General features: G+C 68.7%; 8 protein-coding genes and 1 tRNA gene. 5 read left to right on the forward strand and 4 right to left on the reverse strand.

What is annotated here, in order from left to right; translation table 11 throughout:
* Nucleotides 1-76 precede the first annotated feature (76 nt).
* The 4 genes from ACVCMB_RS01025 to ACVCMB_RS01040 all read left to right on the forward strand — a co-directional run bounded on the left by ACVCMB_RS01025 (nucleotide 77) and on the right by ACVCMB_RS01040 (nucleotide 8,449).
* Nucleotides 77-3,832: a diguanylate cyclase domain-containing protein gene (locus ACVCMB_RS01025; protein WP_447105908.1), complete on the forward strand. Its 3,756-nt coding sequence runs from the start codon at nucleotides 77-79 to the stop codon at nucleotides 3,830-3,832.
* A 178-nt stretch (nucleotides 3,833-4,010) separates the two neighbouring features.
* Entirely contained in the window at nucleotides 4,011-7,730 is a 3,720-nt protein-coding gene (locus ACVCMB_RS01030) for an EAL domain-containing protein (protein ID WP_447105909.1), read from the forward strand.
* 147 nt (nucleotides 7,731-7,877) lie between these two features.
* Nucleotides 7,878-7,952, forward strand: a tRNA-Val gene (locus ACVCMB_RS01035).
* 155 nt (nucleotides 7,953-8,107) lie between these two features.
* Nucleotides 8,108-8,449: a lipid-A-disaccharide synthase N-terminal domain-containing protein gene (locus ACVCMB_RS01040; protein WP_395117545.1), complete on the forward strand. Its 342-nt coding sequence runs from the start codon at nucleotides 8,108-8,110 to the stop codon at nucleotides 8,447-8,449.
* A 56-nt stretch (nucleotides 8,450-8,505) separates the two neighbouring features.
* Here ACVCMB_RS01040 and metH read toward each other — a convergent pair whose 3' ends face one another.
* The 3 genes from metH to ACVCMB_RS01055 are packed head-to-tail and all read right to left on the reverse strand — an operon-like array spanning nucleotide 8,506 to nucleotide 13,257.
* Nucleotides 8,506-11,205: a methionine synthase gene (gene metH, locus ACVCMB_RS01045; RefSeq protein WP_447105910.1), complete on the reverse strand. Its 2,700-nt coding sequence runs from the start codon at nucleotides 11,203-11,205 to the stop codon at nucleotides 8,506-8,508.
* The gene (locus ACVCMB_RS01050; RefSeq protein ID WP_447105911.1) at nucleotides 11,202-12,302 is read right to left on the reverse strand and encodes a homocysteine S-methyltransferase family protein; all 1,101 of its coding nucleotides are present in this window, start codon (nucleotides 12,300-12,302) and stop codon (nucleotides 11,202-11,204) included. The genes metH and ACVCMB_RS01050 overlap by 4 nt, the downstream gene beginning before the upstream one ends.
* Nucleotides 12,303-12,327: 25 nt before the next feature.
* Nucleotides 12,328-13,257: an ArsR/SmtB family transcription factor gene (locus tag ACVCMB_RS01055; RefSeq protein WP_447099221.1), complete on the reverse strand. Its 930-nt coding sequence runs from the start codon at nucleotides 13,255-13,257 to the stop codon at nucleotides 12,328-12,330.
* 99 nt (nucleotides 13,258-13,356) lie between these two features.
* Between ACVCMB_RS01055 and ACVCMB_RS01060 the strand changes: the two genes are divergently transcribed.
* On the forward strand, nucleotides 13,357-14,550 hold the full coding sequence (locus tag ACVCMB_RS01060; RefSeq protein ID WP_395121363.1) for an acyl-CoA dehydrogenase family protein: 1,194 nt from the start codon (nucleotides 13,357-13,359) through the stop codon (nucleotides 14,548-14,550).
* Between the two features lie 199 nt (nucleotides 14,551-14,749).
* On the opposite strand, the gene ACVCMB_RS01065 is transcribed toward ACVCMB_RS01060, so the two are convergent.
* A complete protein-coding gene (locus tag ACVCMB_RS01065) occupies nucleotides 14,750-17,917 on the reverse strand; it encodes a multidrug efflux RND transporter permease subunit (RefSeq protein WP_447100581.1) in 3,168 nt (1,055 codons plus the stop codon).
* Nucleotides 17,918-17,919 lie beyond the last annotated feature (2 nt).

A 17,919-nucleotide genomic window follows, 5' to 3' on the forward strand; every position in this document is an offset into this window, starting at 1 on the left:
GCGCAGCGCCTGGCTGCCGCCCGTCTTTCGGCCATCGGCCGGCTGAGCGGGGCGTCGGAGAGGATATTTGGGGGGAATGATCGGCATGGCGGTGCAGGGGCAGGATCGGCAGGATGGCGAACTTCGCGAGCGCTTCTACCAGAGCGTGGCGGAGACGCTTACCCTGCTGCACCCGGCCGCCGGCTACGATCGCCGCCGCGCCCTGCTCGAAGTGGCCACCACCGTGGTCAGCACGATGGATCTGCCGCTGGTGTGGATCGGCCGGCGCGAACTGGGCCAATCCACGCTCGAGCTGATCGCCGCCGGCCCCGCCGCGGAGTACGCCAGCGTGTGGCCGGTCAGCGACGATCCGCGCGAACCGGGCGGCCGCGGCCCGGCCGGAGCCGCCTTGCGCGACGGCCGTCCGCAGCTGGCCTCGATCGACTCGCCCGGGGACGCGGACTGGCAGGGCTCGGCCCATGCCTACGGCCTGGACTCGGTCATCGTGGCCGCCGCCGGCACCGCCGACGGTGGCCAGTTGGCGCTGGCCGCGTACTCGCGCCGCGGCGGCCCCGCGCTCACCGACGAACTGCTCGACTGGGCGCAGCGCCTGGCCGACGAGCTGGCCCGGTTCTGGGACGACCAGGCGCAACTGGAACGCAACCTGCGGCTGGGCCGCTTCCGCGATGCGCATCGCACGATCCAGCGCGCGCTGCTGGCGCACCCCGAGCCGGCGGCGATCTACATGACGCTGGCCAATGCACTGGTCAAGGACGCCGCGGCCAGTGCGGTGATGGTTTATGTGCCCGAGGGCGAGGTGTTGCGCCGGGAAGTGGGTGCCGGGCCGCTGGTCGAGCGGCTGGCGACGCTGCCCGAACCGCCGCGACAGGTCGACGAACCGCCGATGCCGGTAGCTACCCAGGCGTGGATGGAGGGTGAACCGGTGGTGCGGCTGCGCCCGTCGGCGTGGCCCGACGTGTCGCTCGTGTGGCACGGCGAGTCGCTGGGCGAGGTGGCGGCGATCGGTTGCTGGCCGATCTTCCAGACCCTGCCCCGCGACAGCGGTGTCGAGTACCACGCCGCCGCCGTGTTGTTGCTGGCGGCGGCCGAGATCGACGCGTTCGATGCCGACCTGTGGCGCCTGCTCGACGAGATTTCCGACACCGTCGGCCTGGCGCTGCGCCAGTACTCGCAGCGCCAGGCCCTGTTCCGCGAACAGGAGCGGCAGACCTACCTGGCGCTGCACGACGCACTGACCGACCTGCCCAACCGGCGCGCACTCGATTACCACCTCGAACGCGCGCTGGCGCGGGCGGCCCGGCACCACCATCTGGTGGCGGTGGGCATGCTCGACCTGGACGACCTCAAGCCGATCAACGACCGCCACGGCCACGCCGCCGGCGACCGTGTGCTGGTCGAGGTGGCACATCGCCTGCACGACGCACTGCGCTCGGAGGATTCGGTGGCGCGCGTGGGCGGTGACGAATTCGTGCTGGTGCTGGAGGACCTCGCCAGCGAGGACGACCTGGCCATGCTGCTGGAGCGGCTGTGGCAATCGCTGCAGCAGCCGATCGCGCTGGGCGGACAGAACAACATCGACATCACCGTCAGCCTGGGCGTGGCCTTGTATCCGACCCACGCGCAGGACAGCGGCGAGCAACTGCTGCGGCTGGCCGACCAGGCGATGTACCAGGTCAAGGCACACAAACAGCAGCGCGCCAACTGGTGGGCGCTGGCGCGCAGCGAAGGCGCCCCCGTTGCGGCGGCGGGCGATGAGGCCGGCATCGCCGAGGCGCATGGCCCGCAGGCGGCCGCGGTGCTGCGCGCGTGTGCCGAGGTCTGGCAGGCGCAACTGCCGGTGGTGGCGCAGCGCTTCCATGCCGCCCTCGGCGCCCATGAAGGCATCGCCGGCCTGCTGGCGAGTTTTCCCGCGTCGGCGCGGGAGGCGTTCGAGGAACGCCTGGCGCGCCATCTGCAAACCCTGTGTTATCCCGAGCTGGAAGAAGCCGGCCAGCGCGCAGGCGCGATCCGCGCCGGTATCTGCCAGGCCGCGTGCGGGCTGGAAGAAGCGTGGCTGGCCGAGGCGATCGAGCAATTGCGCGGGATCCTCGCCGGCACCCTGGGACGCGGTCCGCGCGCCCAGCGCGATGCGCTGGCGATCGTGCTGCAGCGACTGGCGATGGACCAGCAATGGCAGCTGGAAAGCATGCGCGACCTGCAGCGCCGGCGTGACGCGGCGCTGGCGAAGATCCACGCCGCGGCGTGGTCGGCGCACGACAGCCTGGACTTGCTCGAAGACGCCGTACAGGTGCTGGCGGCGCACGAGGAACTGGTCGTCTGCGCCGCCGGTCGCCCGGATGCCTCCGGCGACATGGTCAGCGAGCTGGTGGCCGGCGCGGTGCCGGCCGAATACCTGCGCATCACCAACCACGGCGTGGCGCCGCCGCTGCAGGTCGATCGCGCCGCGGCACGGGCGGAAGAACCGCTGCGCCGCGCCTGGCAAAGCGGCGCCGTCGAACGCAGCGCGCACTACGGCAGCGATCCGGTGATGGCCTTGTGGCGCGACACCGCCGAACGCCACGGCATCGTTTCGCAGGTCGCGGTGCCGCTGTGCCTGGCCCCGGGCCGACCGGTGGCGCTGCTGGCGCTGTACAGCGGTTATGCCGGCGGCTTTCGCAGCGAGCACCAGCGCGCGTTCATCGCGCAGATCAAGCAGGTACTGGAACTGGCGCTGCTGCGCATGGCGCCGCAACGCCAGTTGGCGACCCTGCTGCCGGCCTTCGTGCGCCAGCGCTGGCGCAGTCTGCTGGCCGGCGGTGCGCTGCGCATGCACTACCAGCCGATGGTGCGCCTGGCCGACAACCAGATCGCCGGCTTCGAGGCGCTGGCGCGGCTGCGCGACGCCGCCGGCGGCCTGCAGCTGCCGGCCAGTTTCATGCCGGCGCTCGGTGCGGCAGGGCTGATGCGGCTGTTCCGCGACGGCATCATCCAGGCGGTGGCGCGGCAGCAGTCGCTGGCACGCAGCGGGCTGGCGCTGGGCATGTCGGTCAACGTGCCGGTGGCGGCGCTGCGCGATGCCCGCTACGCGCGCACGGTCGAGACCATCCTGCAGGCCAGCGGCTGTCCGCCCGACGCGCTGCGTTTCGAGGCTTTCGAGAACGCCAGCGGCATCGGCTGCTGGGCGTTGCTGGCCGAAACCGGCGTGCAGTCGCTGAAGTCGATCGAGCACCACGCGCCGGGCGACGACCGCGCGCTCAGCCGCAACCTGGTGGCGCGGCTGAGCCAGTCGCCGTTCGACCGCATCAAGGTCGACCACGCCATCATCGGCCAGGTCCGGTTCGACCCGCTGGGCACCCTGCGCGCGCTGCGCCAGTTGATCCGGGTCAGCCACGACCTGGGTCTGGAGGTGGTCGTCGAAGGCCTGGAATCGGCCGGCATGCTGGAGGCCGCCGCGATCCTCGGCGCGGATTTCGGCCAGGGCTTTGCGCTGGCCCACCCGATGCCGGCGGAGGCGTTGCCCGGGTGGCTGGGGACCGTCCGTTCTCCGCGGCCGGGCGCATCGCCGCGCCATGCGCTCGGCGCGCTGGCCAGCGCGCTGCGTTGGGAGGAGCGTTTCGCCGCGTTGTTCGACGTGCCCGATGCGCTGCGCCGCCACGTCCATGCCGGCGGCGGCGTCGGGGACTGGCTGCGCACCGCCGAGGGCGTCGGCGCGCCGTTGCGGCTGGCCTGGCGCGAGATGCTCGACGGCGCCGCCGCGGGGCCGTTCGACCCCGGCCACGGCCGGCGCCGCGACCGGCTGTTCGCGCTGCTGGTCGAGCACGCGCTGGCCGAGGAGCAGGCCCCGGTCCGTTGACCGGCGCGGGCCGATCTGCACAAGCGCAAATTGATGCGGCGACAGACCGATTTCCGGTAGGCTGATGATCGTTGCACCGAATCACCCACGACTGCCGCTTTGCCGGTGACTCCCGGCTTGTGCGGCAGGCAAACGCGCCGACACGATCCACGACGACGAGGAGCCGCCGAGGGAGTCCATGCCGAACCGAGCTGCCGTGCCCGGCGAACTGCGCGAGCGCTTCTATCGAAGCGTGGCGGAAACCTTGAGCCTGTTGCATGCCGCTCCCGGTCACGATCGCCGCCGGGCACTGCTGGAAGTCAGCCGCATCCTTGCTGCCACCATGAAGCTGCCGTTGGTGTGGATCGGCAGGCGCGAGAGCAACATGCACGCGGTCGAGGTGCTGGCCGCCGCGGGACCGGCGCAGGCCTATGCCGAGACCCTGCGCTTGAGCGATGCGATGGACGAGCCCGGCGGCCGCGGCCCGGTCGGCATCGTGCTGCGCGAGGAGCGCGCCCGCGTCACCCCGGTGGCCTCCGCCGAGTTTGCGCACTGGCGCGCCGCCGCCCGCCAGCACGGCTTCGGTGCCTGCATCGTGGCCGCCTCGCGTACCCGCGACGGCGGCCAGCTGGTGCTGGCCTCGTACTCGCGCGAGGGCGGCCCGGCGCTTGGCGAGGAGCTGCTGGACTGGGCCCAGCGCCTGGTCGACGAGCTGAGCCGGTTCTGGGACCACCAGATGCTGCTCGAACGCAGCATCCGCATGAGCCGTTACCGCGATGCGCAACGCACGATCCAGCGCGCGTTGCTGGAGCAACCCGACCCGGAAGCGATCTATCCCACCTTGGCGCGTGCGCTGGCGGACATCGCCGGCGCTGCGGCGGTCGACGTGTTCGCCGCCGTGGAGGGCCAGGACACCTTGCGCCGGGTGGCCCTGGTCGGGCCGATCGCCGAGGTGATGCTGACCCTGCCGATGCCGCCGCGGCACCAGGACGGCCCGCGCACCATCGCGCCTACCCAGGCGTTCATGCAGGGCACGCCGGTCATCCGGCGCAAACCCACGGCAGGCACGCCGAGCGACAACCCCTGGCGCCCCGAGCTGAGCGAGCACGCCAGTGCGGTCGGCTGCTGGCCATTGTTTGCCGGGCCCGTCGATGGCACCGACCCGAATGCGCGCACGCCGACCGGTGTATTCGTGGTGGTGACCGCCGAACCCGATGCGTTCGACGAGGAAATGTGCCGGTTGCTCGACGAGATCGCCGACGCCGCCGGGCTCGCCCTGCGCCAGCATGCGCAGCGCCACGCCCTGCGCCAGGAGCAGGAGCGGCAGACGTACCTCGCCTCGCACGACGACCTCACCGACCTGCCCAACCGGCGCGCGCTGGATCGCCATCTGGACGCGGTGCTGGCCAGCGCGCGGCGGCAGGGGCGGCGGGTCGCGGTCGGTCTGCTCGACCTGGACGATCTCAAACCGATCAACGATCGCCACGGCCACGCGGTGGGCGACCGAGTGCTGGCCGAGGTGGCCGAGCGGCTGCGGCTGCTGCTGCGCGGCGGCGACTACGTGGCGCGCTTCGGCGGCGACGAGTTCGTGCTGGTGTTCGACGACCTGCAGCACGAGAGCGACCTGGACGACCTGCTGGAACGGATCGGTGCCGCGTTGCTGCAACCGGTGCCCATCGACGGCCGGCTGCTGCCGATCGGCGCCAGCCTGGGCATCGCCACCTATGCCAGCGACGGCCATGCCAGTGGCGAGCAGTTGCTGCGCCTGGCCGACCAGGCGATGTACCAGGTCAAGGCGCGCAAGCGCCATCGCACGCGCTGGTGGGCGATGGCGCGCTCCGACGGCGCGCTGGCCACGGTGGAACCGGAAGGGCCGGTCGCACCCTACGGCGAGCAGGCCACCATGTTGCTGCGGGCCTGCCGCGACAGCTGGCAGCCGCGGCTGCAGGCGGTGGTGGAGAGTTTCTGCGCGGCGCTGCTCCAGCACGAAGGCATCGGCACGCTGCTGCGCGCGTTGCCGGACGGCGAGTACCGCGCGCTCAAGCTGCACATGCTGGCGCATCTGCAGGTGCTGGCCCGCGCGGACCTGGACCTGGCCGCCCACCGCAAGCGCGCCACGCGCACCGGCCTGTTCCACGCCGCCTGCGGGCTGGAGGAAGTGTGGCTGCTGGAGGCGATCGAGCAACTGCGCGACAACCTGGTCACGGTGCTGGCCTCGGCCGACCGCCGCGCGCTGGACGTGGTGCTGCAACGGCTGGATGCCGAGCGGCAATGGCAGCTTGAAAGCATGCGCGCGCTGCAACGCCGGCGCATGGCGCTGCTGGCCCGGCTCAATGCGCTGGCGTGGTCGGCCGAGGGCTATCTTGGCCTGATCCAGGGCGTGGTCGACATCCTCGCCTCGCACCAGGAATTTGCCGCCTGCGCGGTGGGGCGCCCGGACGATTCCGGCCGGCTGACCTACGAGGCGGTGGCGGGCAATGCGTTTGCGGCCTACCTGCGCGCGCTGAGCGCGGGCGAGGCATTGCCGATCCGCGTCGATCCCGATCACCCGGAGGGCGGCGGACCGAGCGGGCGCGCCTGGCGCACGGTCAGCATCCAGCGCTGCGTGCATTTCGGCAGCGATCCGGCCATGGCCAGCTGGCGCGACATGGCGCTCGGGCTCGGGGTGGTCTCCAGCGTTTCGATCCCGCTGTGTCCGTCGCGCGACAACCCGGTGGTGGTGCTGTCGCTGTACAGCCCGTATGCCGGCGGCTTGCAGAGCGAGGATCAACGTGCCTTCGTGGAGCAGGTCAAGTCGGTGCTGGACCTTGCGCTGGCGCGGCTGTCGCCACCGCGGCAGGGCGCCGAATTGCTGCCGTTCTTCGTGCGCGAGCGCTGGCGCGCGCGGATCGCCACCGATGCCTTGCAGATGCACTACCAGCCGCTGATCCGGCTGGCCGACGGCGCGGTCACCGAGTTCGAGGCGCTGGCGCGCTTGCGCGACGTGGACGACCAGCTGCTGGCGCCCGGCCGCTTCCTGCCCGCGCTGGATGCCGATGACCTGATCGTGCTGTTCCGGCATGGCCTGGCGCTGGCCACCGCCTGCCGGCAATCGCTGTGCGGTGCGGGCCACCCGCTGGACATGTCGGTGAACGTGCCGGCGGCGGCGCTGGAAGATCCCCGCTACGGCGCGGCTGCCGCCGCGGTCCTCGCCGACAGCGGTTGCCCGCCCGCGGCGCTGCTGCTGGAGATCCTCGAATCCCCGCTGGCCAGCGAACACCACGGCTCGCTGGACGAGCCGGGCATGCAATCGCTGAAGGCGCTGGGCGTTCGGCTGGTCGAGGACGACCTCGGTGCCGGCTACAGCTCGCTGATCCGGCTGCGCCAATGGCCGTTCGACCGCATCAAGATCGACCAGGCGATCGTGCTGCAGGCCCGGCGCGACCCTTTGAACACGCTGCGTTTCATCCGCCAGCTGATACGCATCGGCAACGACCTGCGGCTGGAGGTCGTGGTGGAAGGGCTGGAAACGCCCGACCTGATCGAGGCGGCCTCGCTGCTGGGTGCCGATTTCGGCCAGGGCTACGCACTGGCCCGGCCGATGCCGGCCGAGGCGCTGCAAGGCTGGCTGCGCGCGCATCGCCCCGCTCCGCGGGCGCAAGTCCCGCTCACCAGTCTCGGCGCGCTGGCCAGCGAGTTGCTGTGGGAGGAACAATTCGTCGCGCTGCCGGCCGAGTCCGCGTTCTGGGCCACCCACAGCGGACGCACCTGCGGCCCCGGCGAATACTTCCATCTGGCCGATCTCGACGACAGCCTGGGCGCCAGCCACCACGCCATGCACGTAGCCGCGCTGAAAGGCCCGCAAGACCCGCACTACCGCCGCCTGCGCGAAACGTTTCTGGCCGCACTGGTCGCCCACGTGCTCGAATCGTCGGGCTGATCGTGCCGGGGCAGGCGAGATCCGTGTCGCTTGCCCGGCCCAGCCATTGATCACCGGGCGCCGGCCATCCCAGCGTCGGTGCCGCGCCGGAGTTCGCGCGATGGTTGACCGGCTCGGCATGTATCCCTAAAATTGCGCGTTCTCGGCGGGCGATTAGCTCAGCGGTAGAGCACTGCCTTCACACGGCAGGTGTCGCAAGTTCGATCCTTGCATCGCCCACCATACAGAATCGCGAAAAGGCCACCCAGCGGGTGGCCTTTTTCGTGTTCGCGGCGAAGGAGACGGCCTTGCCGATCGCCGCCGGCTGCGGCGGCGTGCAAGGAGCGATGGTGGCGAATTGCTAGACTTGTCGCCTTTCCCGACGCAAGCGCACGCTCATGGCATTCCTCGACACCGAACTGGTTCGCATCCTTCACGCGCTGCAGCAGTTCGAGCTGACGCCGTGGAAGATCGTCGGCTTCGCCGGCACGCTGATGTTCACCAGCCGCTGGTTCGTCCAGCTCTACTACACGCGCAAGTACAAGCGCGTGGTGATGCCGTTGGCGTTCTGGTGGCTGTCGGTGTGCGGCAGCGTGTTGCTGCTGGCGTACTTCGTGTTCGGCAAGAACGACTCGGTGGGCATCCTCTCCAACTTCTTCCCGGTGTTCGTGTCGGTCTACAACCTGGTCGTGCACCTCCGCCATCGAAAGAACGGCATGACCGGCGACGCCACCGCTTGAGTTGACGCAGGGCGGGCCCTGCCCGCCGCCAGTGCCCGCCCTGCCCGGGCGATCGGTCAATCGGGGTCGTAGTCGAGGTTGGCGGCGAGCCAGCGTTCGGCCTCGGCCTGGCTCCAGCCTTTGCGTTTGGCGTAGTCCTGCACCTGTTCCAGGCCCAGGCGGCCGACCACGAAGTACTGGCTGCCGGGGTGCGAGAAGTACCAGCCGGAGACGGCGGCTGCCGGGTACATCGAGAAACCTTCGGTGAGTATGATGCCGGCGTTGTTCGTGGCGTCGAGGAGCTTGAAGAGCGTCGCCTTCTCGGTGTGATCGGGACAGGCCGGATAGCCGGGGGCGGGGCGGATGCCCTGGTATTTCTCGGCGATCAACGCCTCGTTGTCGAGGCTTTCGTCGGGCACGAAACCCCAGAACTCCTTGCGCACGCGCAGGTGCATGCGTTCGGCGAAGGCTTCGGCGAGTCGGTCGGCCAGCGCTTTCAGGATGATCGCGGAGTAGTCGTCATGGTCGGCGTGGAAGCGCTCGAGGTGCGGCTCGATGCCGAGGCCCGCGGTGACGGCAAAGCCGCCGATCCAGTCGGGCTTGCCGAACGACTTCGGCGCGATGAAATCGGCCAGGCACAGGTTGGGGCGTTCCACCGGCTTGTCGGCCTGCTGGCGCAGGTGGTGCAGCGTGGCCAGCGGCTGGGTGCGGGTGTCGTCGGTGTAGATCTCCACGTCGTCCATGAGGTTGGCGGCCGGCCAGAAGCCGATCACCGCGCGGGCCTTCAGCCACTTCTCGTTGACGATCTTGTCCAGCATCGCCTGCGCGTCGGCGAACAGTTCGCTGGCCTGCGTGCCGACCACGGCGTCGGTGAGGATGGCGGGATAGTGGCCGGCCAGTTCCCAGGCCTGGAAGAACGGTGTCCAGTCGATGGTTTCGCGCAGCTCGGCCAGCGGGTAGTCGTCGAACACGGTGAGGCCGGGCTGCACCGGCTGCGGCGGGTCGTAGTTGGCCCAGTCGCAGCTGAAGCGGTTGCCGCGTGCGTGCGCCAGCGTCACCAGCTTCTTGCCGGGGCCGCGGTGCTTGTGGCGCTCGCGCACCTCCGCGTACTCGCTGCGCACCTTGGCCAGGAAGCCGTCGACCAGCTCCTTGCTGACCAGCGATTGCGCCACGCCGACCGCGCGCGAGGCGTCCTTCACCCACACGCAGGCGGTTTCGTAGTGCGGCTCGATCTTGATCGCGGTGTGCGCGCGCGAGGTGGTGGCGCCGCCGATCAGCAGCGGGATGCTGAAGCCGCGCCGCTTCATTTCGCGGGCGACGTTGGCCATCTCCTCCAGCGAAGGGGTGATCAGGCCGGAGACGCCGATCATGTCGGCCTTCTCCTCGATCGCGGTGTCGAGGATCTTCTGCGCCGGCACCATCACGCCGAGGTCGATCACCTCGAAGTTGTTGCAGGCGAGCACCACGCCCACGATGTTCTTGCCGATATCGTGCACGTCGCCCTTGACCGTGGCCATCACGATCTTGCCGTTGCTCTTGCTGGTGTTGCCGCTGAGTTTTTTCTCCTCTTCCATGAAGGGCAGCAGCCACGCCACCGCCTTCTTCATCACGCGGGCGGATTTCACCACCTGCGGCAGGAACATCTTGCCGGCGCCGAACAGGTCGCCGACCACGTTCATGCCGTCCATCAGCGGACCTTCGATCACGTCCAGCGTGCGGGTGACGGTCTGGCGCACTTCCTCGGTGTCTTCCACCACGAACTGGTCGATGCCGTGCACCAGTGCGTGTTCCAGCCGCTTGCGCACCGGCAGTTCGCGCCAGGCCATGGCGTTGCTATTGTCCTGCTCGCGCGCGCCTTTCTTGTGCTTCTCGGCGATCTCCATCAGCCGCTCGGTGGCGTCGGCGCGGCGGTTCAGCACCACGTCTTCCACGCGCTCGCGCAGCTCGGGTTCCAGCTCGTCGTAGATCGCCAGCTGGCCGGCGTTGACGATGCCCATGTCCATGCCGGCCTGGATGGCGTGGTAGAGGAACACGCTGTGGATCGCCTCGCGCACGGCGTCGTTGCCGCGGAACGAGAACGAGACGTTGGAGACGCCGCCGGAGAGGTGCGAGTACGGGAAGCGCTTCTTCAGTTCCTTCGCCGCCTCGATGAAGTTCACCGCGTTGTCGGCGTGCTCCTCGATGCCGGTGCCGATCGGGAAGATGTTGGAGTCGAAGATGATGTCCTCGGGCGGGAACCCCACTTCCTCGGTGAGCAGCCGGTACGAGCGCTCGCAGATTTCCAGGCGGCGCGCCACGGAGTCGGCCTGGCCGTCCTCGTCGAACGCCATCACCACGGTGGCGGCGCCGTAGCGCAGGATCTTCCGCGCCTGTTCCAGGAACGGTTCCTCGCCTTCCTTCAGCGAGATCGAATTGACCACGCCCTTGCCCTGCAGGCACTTCAGGCCGGCTTCGATCACGCTCCACTTGGAGGAGTCCACCATCACCGGGATCTTGGCGATGTCCGGCTCGGCGGCGATCAGGTTGAGGAACTTCACCATTGCCGCTTCGGAATCGAGCAGGCCTTCGTCCATGTTCACGTCGAGGATCTGCGCGCCGCTCTCCACCTGCTGGCGGGCCACTTCCACCGCTTCGTCGTAGCGGTCTTCCTTGATCAGCTTCTTGAACTTGGCCGAGCCGGTGACGTTGGTGCGCTCGCCGATGTTGATGAACAGCAGGTCGGGGGTGATGACCAGCGGTTCGAGGCCCGACAGGCGGGTGTGGCGCGTCATGGTCATGCGGCCTCCGCTTGATCGACGCAAGGCAGCGCACGCGGCGCGCAATCACGCACCGCCTCGGCGATCGCCTTGATGTGAGCCGGCGTCGTGCCGCAGCAGCCGCCGACCAGGTTGAGCAGGCCGTCGCGGGCGAAGTCGGCGATCACGCCGGCCATGTGCTCGGGCGTCTCGTCGTATTCGGCGAAGGCATTCGGCAGGCCGGCGTTCGGGTGGGTGCTGACATGGCTTTCGGCGATGCTCGCCAGGGTCTGGATGTGTGGGCGCAGGTCCTCGGCGCCGAGCGCGCAGTTGAAGCCGACCGACAGCGGTTGTGCGTGGCGTACCGAGTAGTAGAACGCCTCGGCGGTCTGGCCGGAGAGCGTGCGGCCGGAGCGGTCGGTGATGGTGCCGGAGATCATCACCGGCACGCGCGCGCCGCGCTGGTGGAACAGTTCGGACAGCGCGAACAGCGCGGCTTTCGCGTTCAGCGTGTCGAAGATCGTCTCGACCATGATCACGTCGGCGCCGCCGTCGATCAGGCCGCTGGCCGCCTCGGTGTAATTCGCCGCCAGCTCCTCGAAGGTCACGTTGCGGAAACCCGGGTCGTTGACGTCGGGCGACAGCGAGGCGGTGCGGCTGGTCGGGCCGAGCACGCCGATCACGAAGCGTGGCTGCTGCGGCGTCTTCGCCGTCATCGCGTCGCAGGCGGCACGGGCCAGCTTTGCGCCTTCCAGATTCAGCTCGTGGGCCAGGTGCTGCAGCTTGTAGTCGGACTGGCTGATGCGGGTGGAGTTGAAGGTGTTGGTCTCGACCAGGTCGGCGCCGGCTTCCAGGTAGGCGTCGTGCACGCTGCGGATGATCTCGGGGCGGGTCAGGGTGAGCAGGTCGTTGTTGCCCTTGAGGTCGCAGCCCCCTGGATGGTCATGGGCATGACCGTCGTGCGCGTGCGCGTGGCCGTCGTGGCCGTGCTCGAAGCGCTCGCCGCGAAAGCCCTCTTCGTCGAGGTGGTGCGCCTGCAGCATGGTGCCCATGGCGCCGTCGATGATCAGGATGCGTTGGCGCAGCGCCTGTTTCAGGGCGGCGACGCGATCGGGGTGGAGCCAGGGCAGGGTGTTCATTGCAACGTCCTTGCAGACAAGAGGGTCAGGCGCGCTTGCGCGCCAGCAGGCTGATGACTTCGAAATGCGGCGCCTTGCGCTCGCGGCTGAGCCGGTTGCCGCTGAGCACGTCGAGCCCGGCGCTGCGCGCGTAGCCTTCGAGTTGCTCGATGCGGAAACCGAGATTGCGGTGGTCGAACGGCTCGACCGCGGCGCGGTGGTCGTGCTGGCCCAGCGTCACGGCCAGCAAGCGGCCGCCGGGGCGCAGCAGGCGGGCGGCCTCGGCCACCGCCTTGGCGGGGTGTTCGGCGTAGGTCAGCGCGTGCAGCATCAGCACCAGATCGAAGCGCTGCTCGCCCAGCTCCAGCGCGTGCATGTCGCCCTGGATCACGCGCACGTTGGCGAACGACTTCAGTCGTTTCGCGGCGGCCTCGACCACGCGCTCGCTGGAATCGACGCAGACGATCGAGTGCGCATGCGGCGCCAGCAGCTCGGCGGTGATGCCGTCGCCGGAGGCGATGTCGAGCACGTCGCCGGTGCCCAGCAGCTGCAGCAGCGAGCGCGCCAGCGTTTCCCAGGTGCGGCCGGGCGAGTAATGGCGCTCCATGTCGCCGGCGACGGTGTCGGCCCAGCCTTCCTCGCGGGCGCGGTTGGCCAGCACGCCGGGCAGTCGTGCGGTGTCCTCGCGCAACAGGGCGTCGTCGATGCTGGCGCGCAGCGAAACCACCAACGCGTGCTGCGCCTCGTCGCCCTCGTTGTTGGCGCGGTAATAAGCCGAGACGCCGGCGCGGCGGTCGCGCACCAGGCCGGCTTCCTTGAGCTTGGCCAGATGCGTGGATACCCGTGGCTGCGCCAGATGCAGCACCGCGGCCAGTTCGGCCACGGTCAGCTCCTCGTTCTCCAGCAGGGCCAGCAGGCGCACGCGGGTGGGGTCGGCGAGCAGGCGCAACACGCTGGACGCGGTGGCCAAGTCCATGATTATCCCTGTATCGCGATATAAAGATGTATAGGCTAGGCCGGGCTTTGCCATGCGTCAAGCGGGCTGCGCGGGGCCGATCGGCCATTTGCCGCTAAAATCGGCGGCTCGATTGCCTCAAGGAGCCCACCCGTGGATTTCCGTTTTACCGAAGACCAGTTGTCGATCCAGTCGATCGCCCGTGATTTCGCGCACAAGCGCATCGCGCCGGTGGCGGCCGAGCTGGACGCGAAGGGCGAGTTTCCGCTGGAGAACATCCGCGAGATGGGCCGGCTCGGACTGATGGGCATCGAGGTGCCTGAGGCGTACGGCGGTGCCGGCATGGACCCGATCGCCTACGTGCTGGCGATGATCGAGATCGCTGCCGCCGACGCGGCCACTTCGACGGTCATGTCGGTGAACAATTCGCTGTTCTGCAACGGCATCCTCAAGCATGGCACCGAGGAGCAGAAACAGCAGTACGTGCGCGCCATCGCCACCGGCGAGGCGATCGGTGCCTATGCGCTGACCGAGCCGCAATCGGGCTCCGACGCCTCGGCCATGCATACCCGCGCCACCAGGAACGCCAACGGCGACTGGGTGATCAACGGCAAGAAGAGCTGGATCACCTCCGGCCCGGTGGCGCGCTACATCGTGCTGTTCGCGATCACCACGCCGGGCATCGGCGCCAAGGGGGTGTCGGCCTTCATCGTCGATACCCGGCTGCCCGGCTTCCACGCCGGCAAGACCGAGCCCAAGCTCGGCATCCGCGCCTCGGCCACGTGCGAGATCGAGTTCACCGATTACGTGTTGCCAAAAGCCAATTTGCTGGGCGAGGAGGGCAAGGGCTTCTCGATCGCGATGGGCGTGCTCGATGCCGGACGCATCGGCATCGCCTCGCAGGCGGTCGGCATTGCCCGCGCCGCGTACGAAGCCACGCTGCAGTGGTCGCGCGACCGCAAGGCATTCGGCCAGCCGATCGGCACCTTCCAGATGACCCAGTCCAAGATTGCCGACATGAAGTGCAAGCTCGATGCGGCCACGCTGCTCACCCTGCGTGCCGCGTGGACCAAGGGCGAGGCCGAAAAGCACGGCGGTCGCTTCGGTACCGAGGCTGCGGTGGCCAAGCTCACTGCCTCCGAAGCGGCGATGTGGATCGCCCACCAGGCCGTGCAGATCCACGGCGGCATGGGCTATTCGAAGGAAATGTCGCTGGAACGCTACTTCCGCGACGCCAAGATCACCGAGATCTACGAAGGCACCAGCGAGATCCAGCGGCTGGTGATTGCACGGGCGGAGACGGGATTGCGGTGAGGCAGGGAATCGGGAATAGGGAATAGGGAATGGGGAATGGGGAATCGGACGAGCATGCGGCAGGCGCAATCCGGTTGATTGAGGCTCCGCCGCTCTCAAGGGAAACAAAAAACGCCCCGGCTGATACCGGGGCGTTTTTGTCAGGGGCTTGCGGGGCGTGCTTTTCCGATTCCCTATTCTCGATTCCCTATTCCCGGCTTCAAAGCCCCCGCTGCGGATCGGAGTCGAAGGTGTGTGGCCCCTGGATGCCCGGGTGGTCGTGGCCATCGAGCTTGTCGCCGAGCAGGCGACGCACCACCACGTAGAACACCGGGATCAGCAGCACGCCGAGGAAGGTGGCGAACAGCATGCCGCCGATCACGCCGGTGCCGATGGCGTGGCGTGCGTTGGCGCCGGCGCCGGAGGAGACGAGCAGCGGGAACACGCCGAGGATGAAGGCCAGCGAGGTCATCAGGATCGGGCGCAGGCGCAGGCGGGCTGCGTCGACCGTGGCCTCGCGCAGGCTGCGTCCGGCCTGCTGCTCGGCCACCGCGAATTCCACGATCAGGATCGCGTTTTTCGCGGCCAGGCCGATTACCGTGATCAGGCCGATCTTGAAGTAGATGTCGTTGGGAAGGCCGCGCAGCAGGGTGAACACCACCGCGCCCAGGAACGCCAGCGGCACGATCAGCAGCACCGAGACGGGGATCGACCAGCTTTCGTACAGCGCGGCCAGCGCCAGGAACACGATGAAGATCGACAGCACCATCAGCAGGGTAGCCGCGTTGCCGGAGAGGATCTCCTGGTACGACTGCCCGGTCCAGTCGTAGCCGAAGCCCTTGGGCAGGTCGTTGCGGATGATCCGTTCCATCTCGCTCATTGCCTCGCCCGAGGCGTGCCCGGGCGCCGGCGAGCCGACGACCTCGACCGCCGAGTAGCCGTTGTAGCGGGTCAGCGAGGGCGATGACACGTCCCACGTCGAGTGCACCACGTTGGCCAGCGGGATCATCTGCGCGGTGCCGTCGCCGGCCAGCTTGGAGCTGGGCGTGAAGATGTGCTGCAGCGCATCCGGGCCCATGCGGTAGGGCGCGTCGGCCTGCATGATCACGCGCTTGATGCGCCCGCCATAGGTAAAGTCGTTGACGTACACCGGCGCCAGCATCAGCCCGATCGCGTTGTAGATGTCGCCGATCGACAGGCCCATCGACTGCGCCTGCACGCGATCCACCTGCAGGTGCAGCTGCGGTGCTTCCTCCAGCTCGTTCGGACGCACGCCGGCCAGCTTGCTGTCCTGGTTGGCCTTGCCGATCAGGGTGTTGCGTGCCGCGGTCAGGGCGTCGCGACCGGCACCGCTGCGGTCCTGCAGGTACATGTCGAAGCCGCCGAACTGGCCCAGCCCCTGCACGGTGGGGATGTTGATCACGAAGATGCGCGCATCGCGGATCTGGTGCAGCTTGCGGTTGGCGCGCTGGATGAACTCGCTGGCGCCGACATCGCGGTCGGCCCAGTCCTTGAGCTTGATGAAGGCCATGCCGGCGTTCTCGCCGGAGCCGATGAAGCTGAAGCCGGTGACCTGCATCACCCCGTCCACCGCGGGGTCCTTGCGCAGGATGTCGCGCATCTGCGTCATGACCTCGGTGGTGCGCTGCTTGGTTGCGCCCGGCGGCAGCTGGATCACCGACATCGCGTAGCCCTGGTCTTCCTCCGGCAGGAAACTGCCGGGCAGGCGCGTGTAGAGGAAGCCGCCGAGCAGCGCGACCACCACGAACGCCAGCATCCACCGCGGCGCGTGGCCGATCGCGACGCCCACGTGGCGGGTATAGGTGTGTGTGGTCCAGTCGAACAGCCGGTTGAACTTGCGATAGACGACGTTCTTCTTCTTCTCGTGCTCCGGCTGCAGGAAGCTGGCGCACAGCGCCGGCGTGAAGCTCAGCGCGAGGAAGGCGGAGAAGCCCATCGACAGCGCGATGGTCAGCGCGAACTGCTTGTAGATGATGCCGGAGGCGCCGGGCTGCAGCGACGAGGGCACGAACACCGCCGCCAGCACCACGGTGATCGCCACCACCGCGCCGGTGATCTGGCCCATCGCCTTGCGCGTGGCATCCTTCGGCGAGAGACCCTCCTCGGTCATGATGCGTTCGACGTTCTCGATCACCACGATCGCGTCGTCGACCACGATGCCGATCGCCAGCACCATGCCGAACAGGGTCAGCTGGTTGATGGTGAAGCCGAGCACCAGCATGCCGAGGAAGGTGCCGAGCAAGGCCACCGGAATCACCAGGGTGGGGATGATGGTGGCGCGGAAGTTCTGCAGGAACAGCAGCATCACCAGGAACACCAGCACGATCGCCTCGATCAGCGTGTGCACCACCTCGTTGATCGAGATGGTCACGAAGGTAGTGCTGTCGTACGGGCTGAACCAGGTCACGCCCGGCGGGAAGCTGGGCGCCAGCTCATCCATCTTGGCGCGCACCGCGGTGGCCACGTTGAGTGCGTTGGCGCCAGGCAGCAGCTGGATCGCGAAGGCGCCGATCGGCTTGCCGTCGTACTGGGTATCGAAACCGTAGTTGCCGGGCCCGAAGCTGATCCGCGCCACGTCGCCCAGGGTGACGGTGGTGCCGTCGGTGTTGGTGCGCAGGATGATCCCGGCGAACTGCTGCGGCGTGGTGAAACGGCCTTCGGTCGACACCGTGGCGCTGAAACCCTGGCCGGGGATGGCCGGGTCCGCGCCCAGCGCGCCGGCGGCGAACTGCACGTTCTGCGAGCGCACGGCGGCGAGCACCTGGCTGGCCGACAGATTGTAGCCGTGCAGCTTGTCCGGGTTGAGCCAGATGCGCATGGCGTACTCGGAGCCGAACTGCCGCGTGCTGCCCACGCCCGGCACGCGCGAAATCTGGTCGAGCACCTGCGAGCCGACGATGTCGTTGAGGCGGTCGCGGTCGATGCCCGGGTTGGTCGATTGCAGCGCCACCACCATCAGGAAGCCGGCGTTGGCCTTGGCCACCACCACGCCCTGCTGGGTCACTTCGGAAGGCAGTCGCGGTGTGGCCAGCGCCACCTTGTTCTGCACCTGCACCTGGGCGATGTCGGGGTCGGTACCGCTCTCGAAGGTCAGCGTGATGCTGGCGCGACCGCTGGCGCTGGACGAGGAGCTGAAATACAGCAGGTGGTCGATGCCGGTCAGCTGCTGCTCGATGACCTGGGTGACCGTTTTCTCGGTGGTGTCGGCGCTGGCGCCGGGGTAGCTGGCGCTGACCGTGACCGACGGCGGCGCGATGTCCGGGTAGGATTCCACGCCCAGGTTGAGGATGGCCAGCACGCCACCGAGCGAAATCAGGATGGCGACCACCCAGGCGAAGACAGGGCGGTCGATGAAGAAGTTGGGCATGT

This window comes from Rhodanobacter sp. UC4443_H10 (genome assembly GCF_052978325.1).

Bases quoted from the DNA above. Each gene is read 5' to 3' on its own strand.
- ACVCMB_RS01040 (WP_395117545.1), top strand. From the start codon at position 8,108: ATGGCATTCCTCGACACCGAACTGGTTCGCATCCTTCACGCGCTGCAG.
- ACVCMB_RS01065 (WP_447100581.1), bottom strand. From the start codon at position 17,917: ATGCCCAACTTCTTCATCGACCGCCCTGTCTTCGCCTGGGTGGTCGCC.
- ACVCMB_RS01055 (WP_447099221.1), bottom strand. From the start codon at position 13,257: ATGGACTTGGCCACCGCGTCCAGCGTGTTGCGCCTGCTCGCCGACCCC.
- ACVCMB_RS01030 (WP_447105909.1), top strand. From the start codon at position 4,011: ATGCCGAACCGAGCTGCCGTGCCCGGCGAACTGCGCGAGCGCTTCTAT.
- ACVCMB_RS01025 (WP_447105908.1), top strand. From the start codon at position 77: ATGATCGGCATGGCGGTGCAGGGGCAGGATCGGCAGGATGGCGAACTT.
- metH (WP_447105910.1), bottom strand. From the start codon at position 11,205: ATGACCATGACGCGCCACACCCGCCTGTCGGGCCTCGAACCGCTGGTC.
- ACVCMB_RS01050 (WP_447105911.1), bottom strand. From the start codon at position 12,302: ATGAACACCCTGCCCTGGCTCCACCCCGATCGCGTCGCCGCCCTGAAA.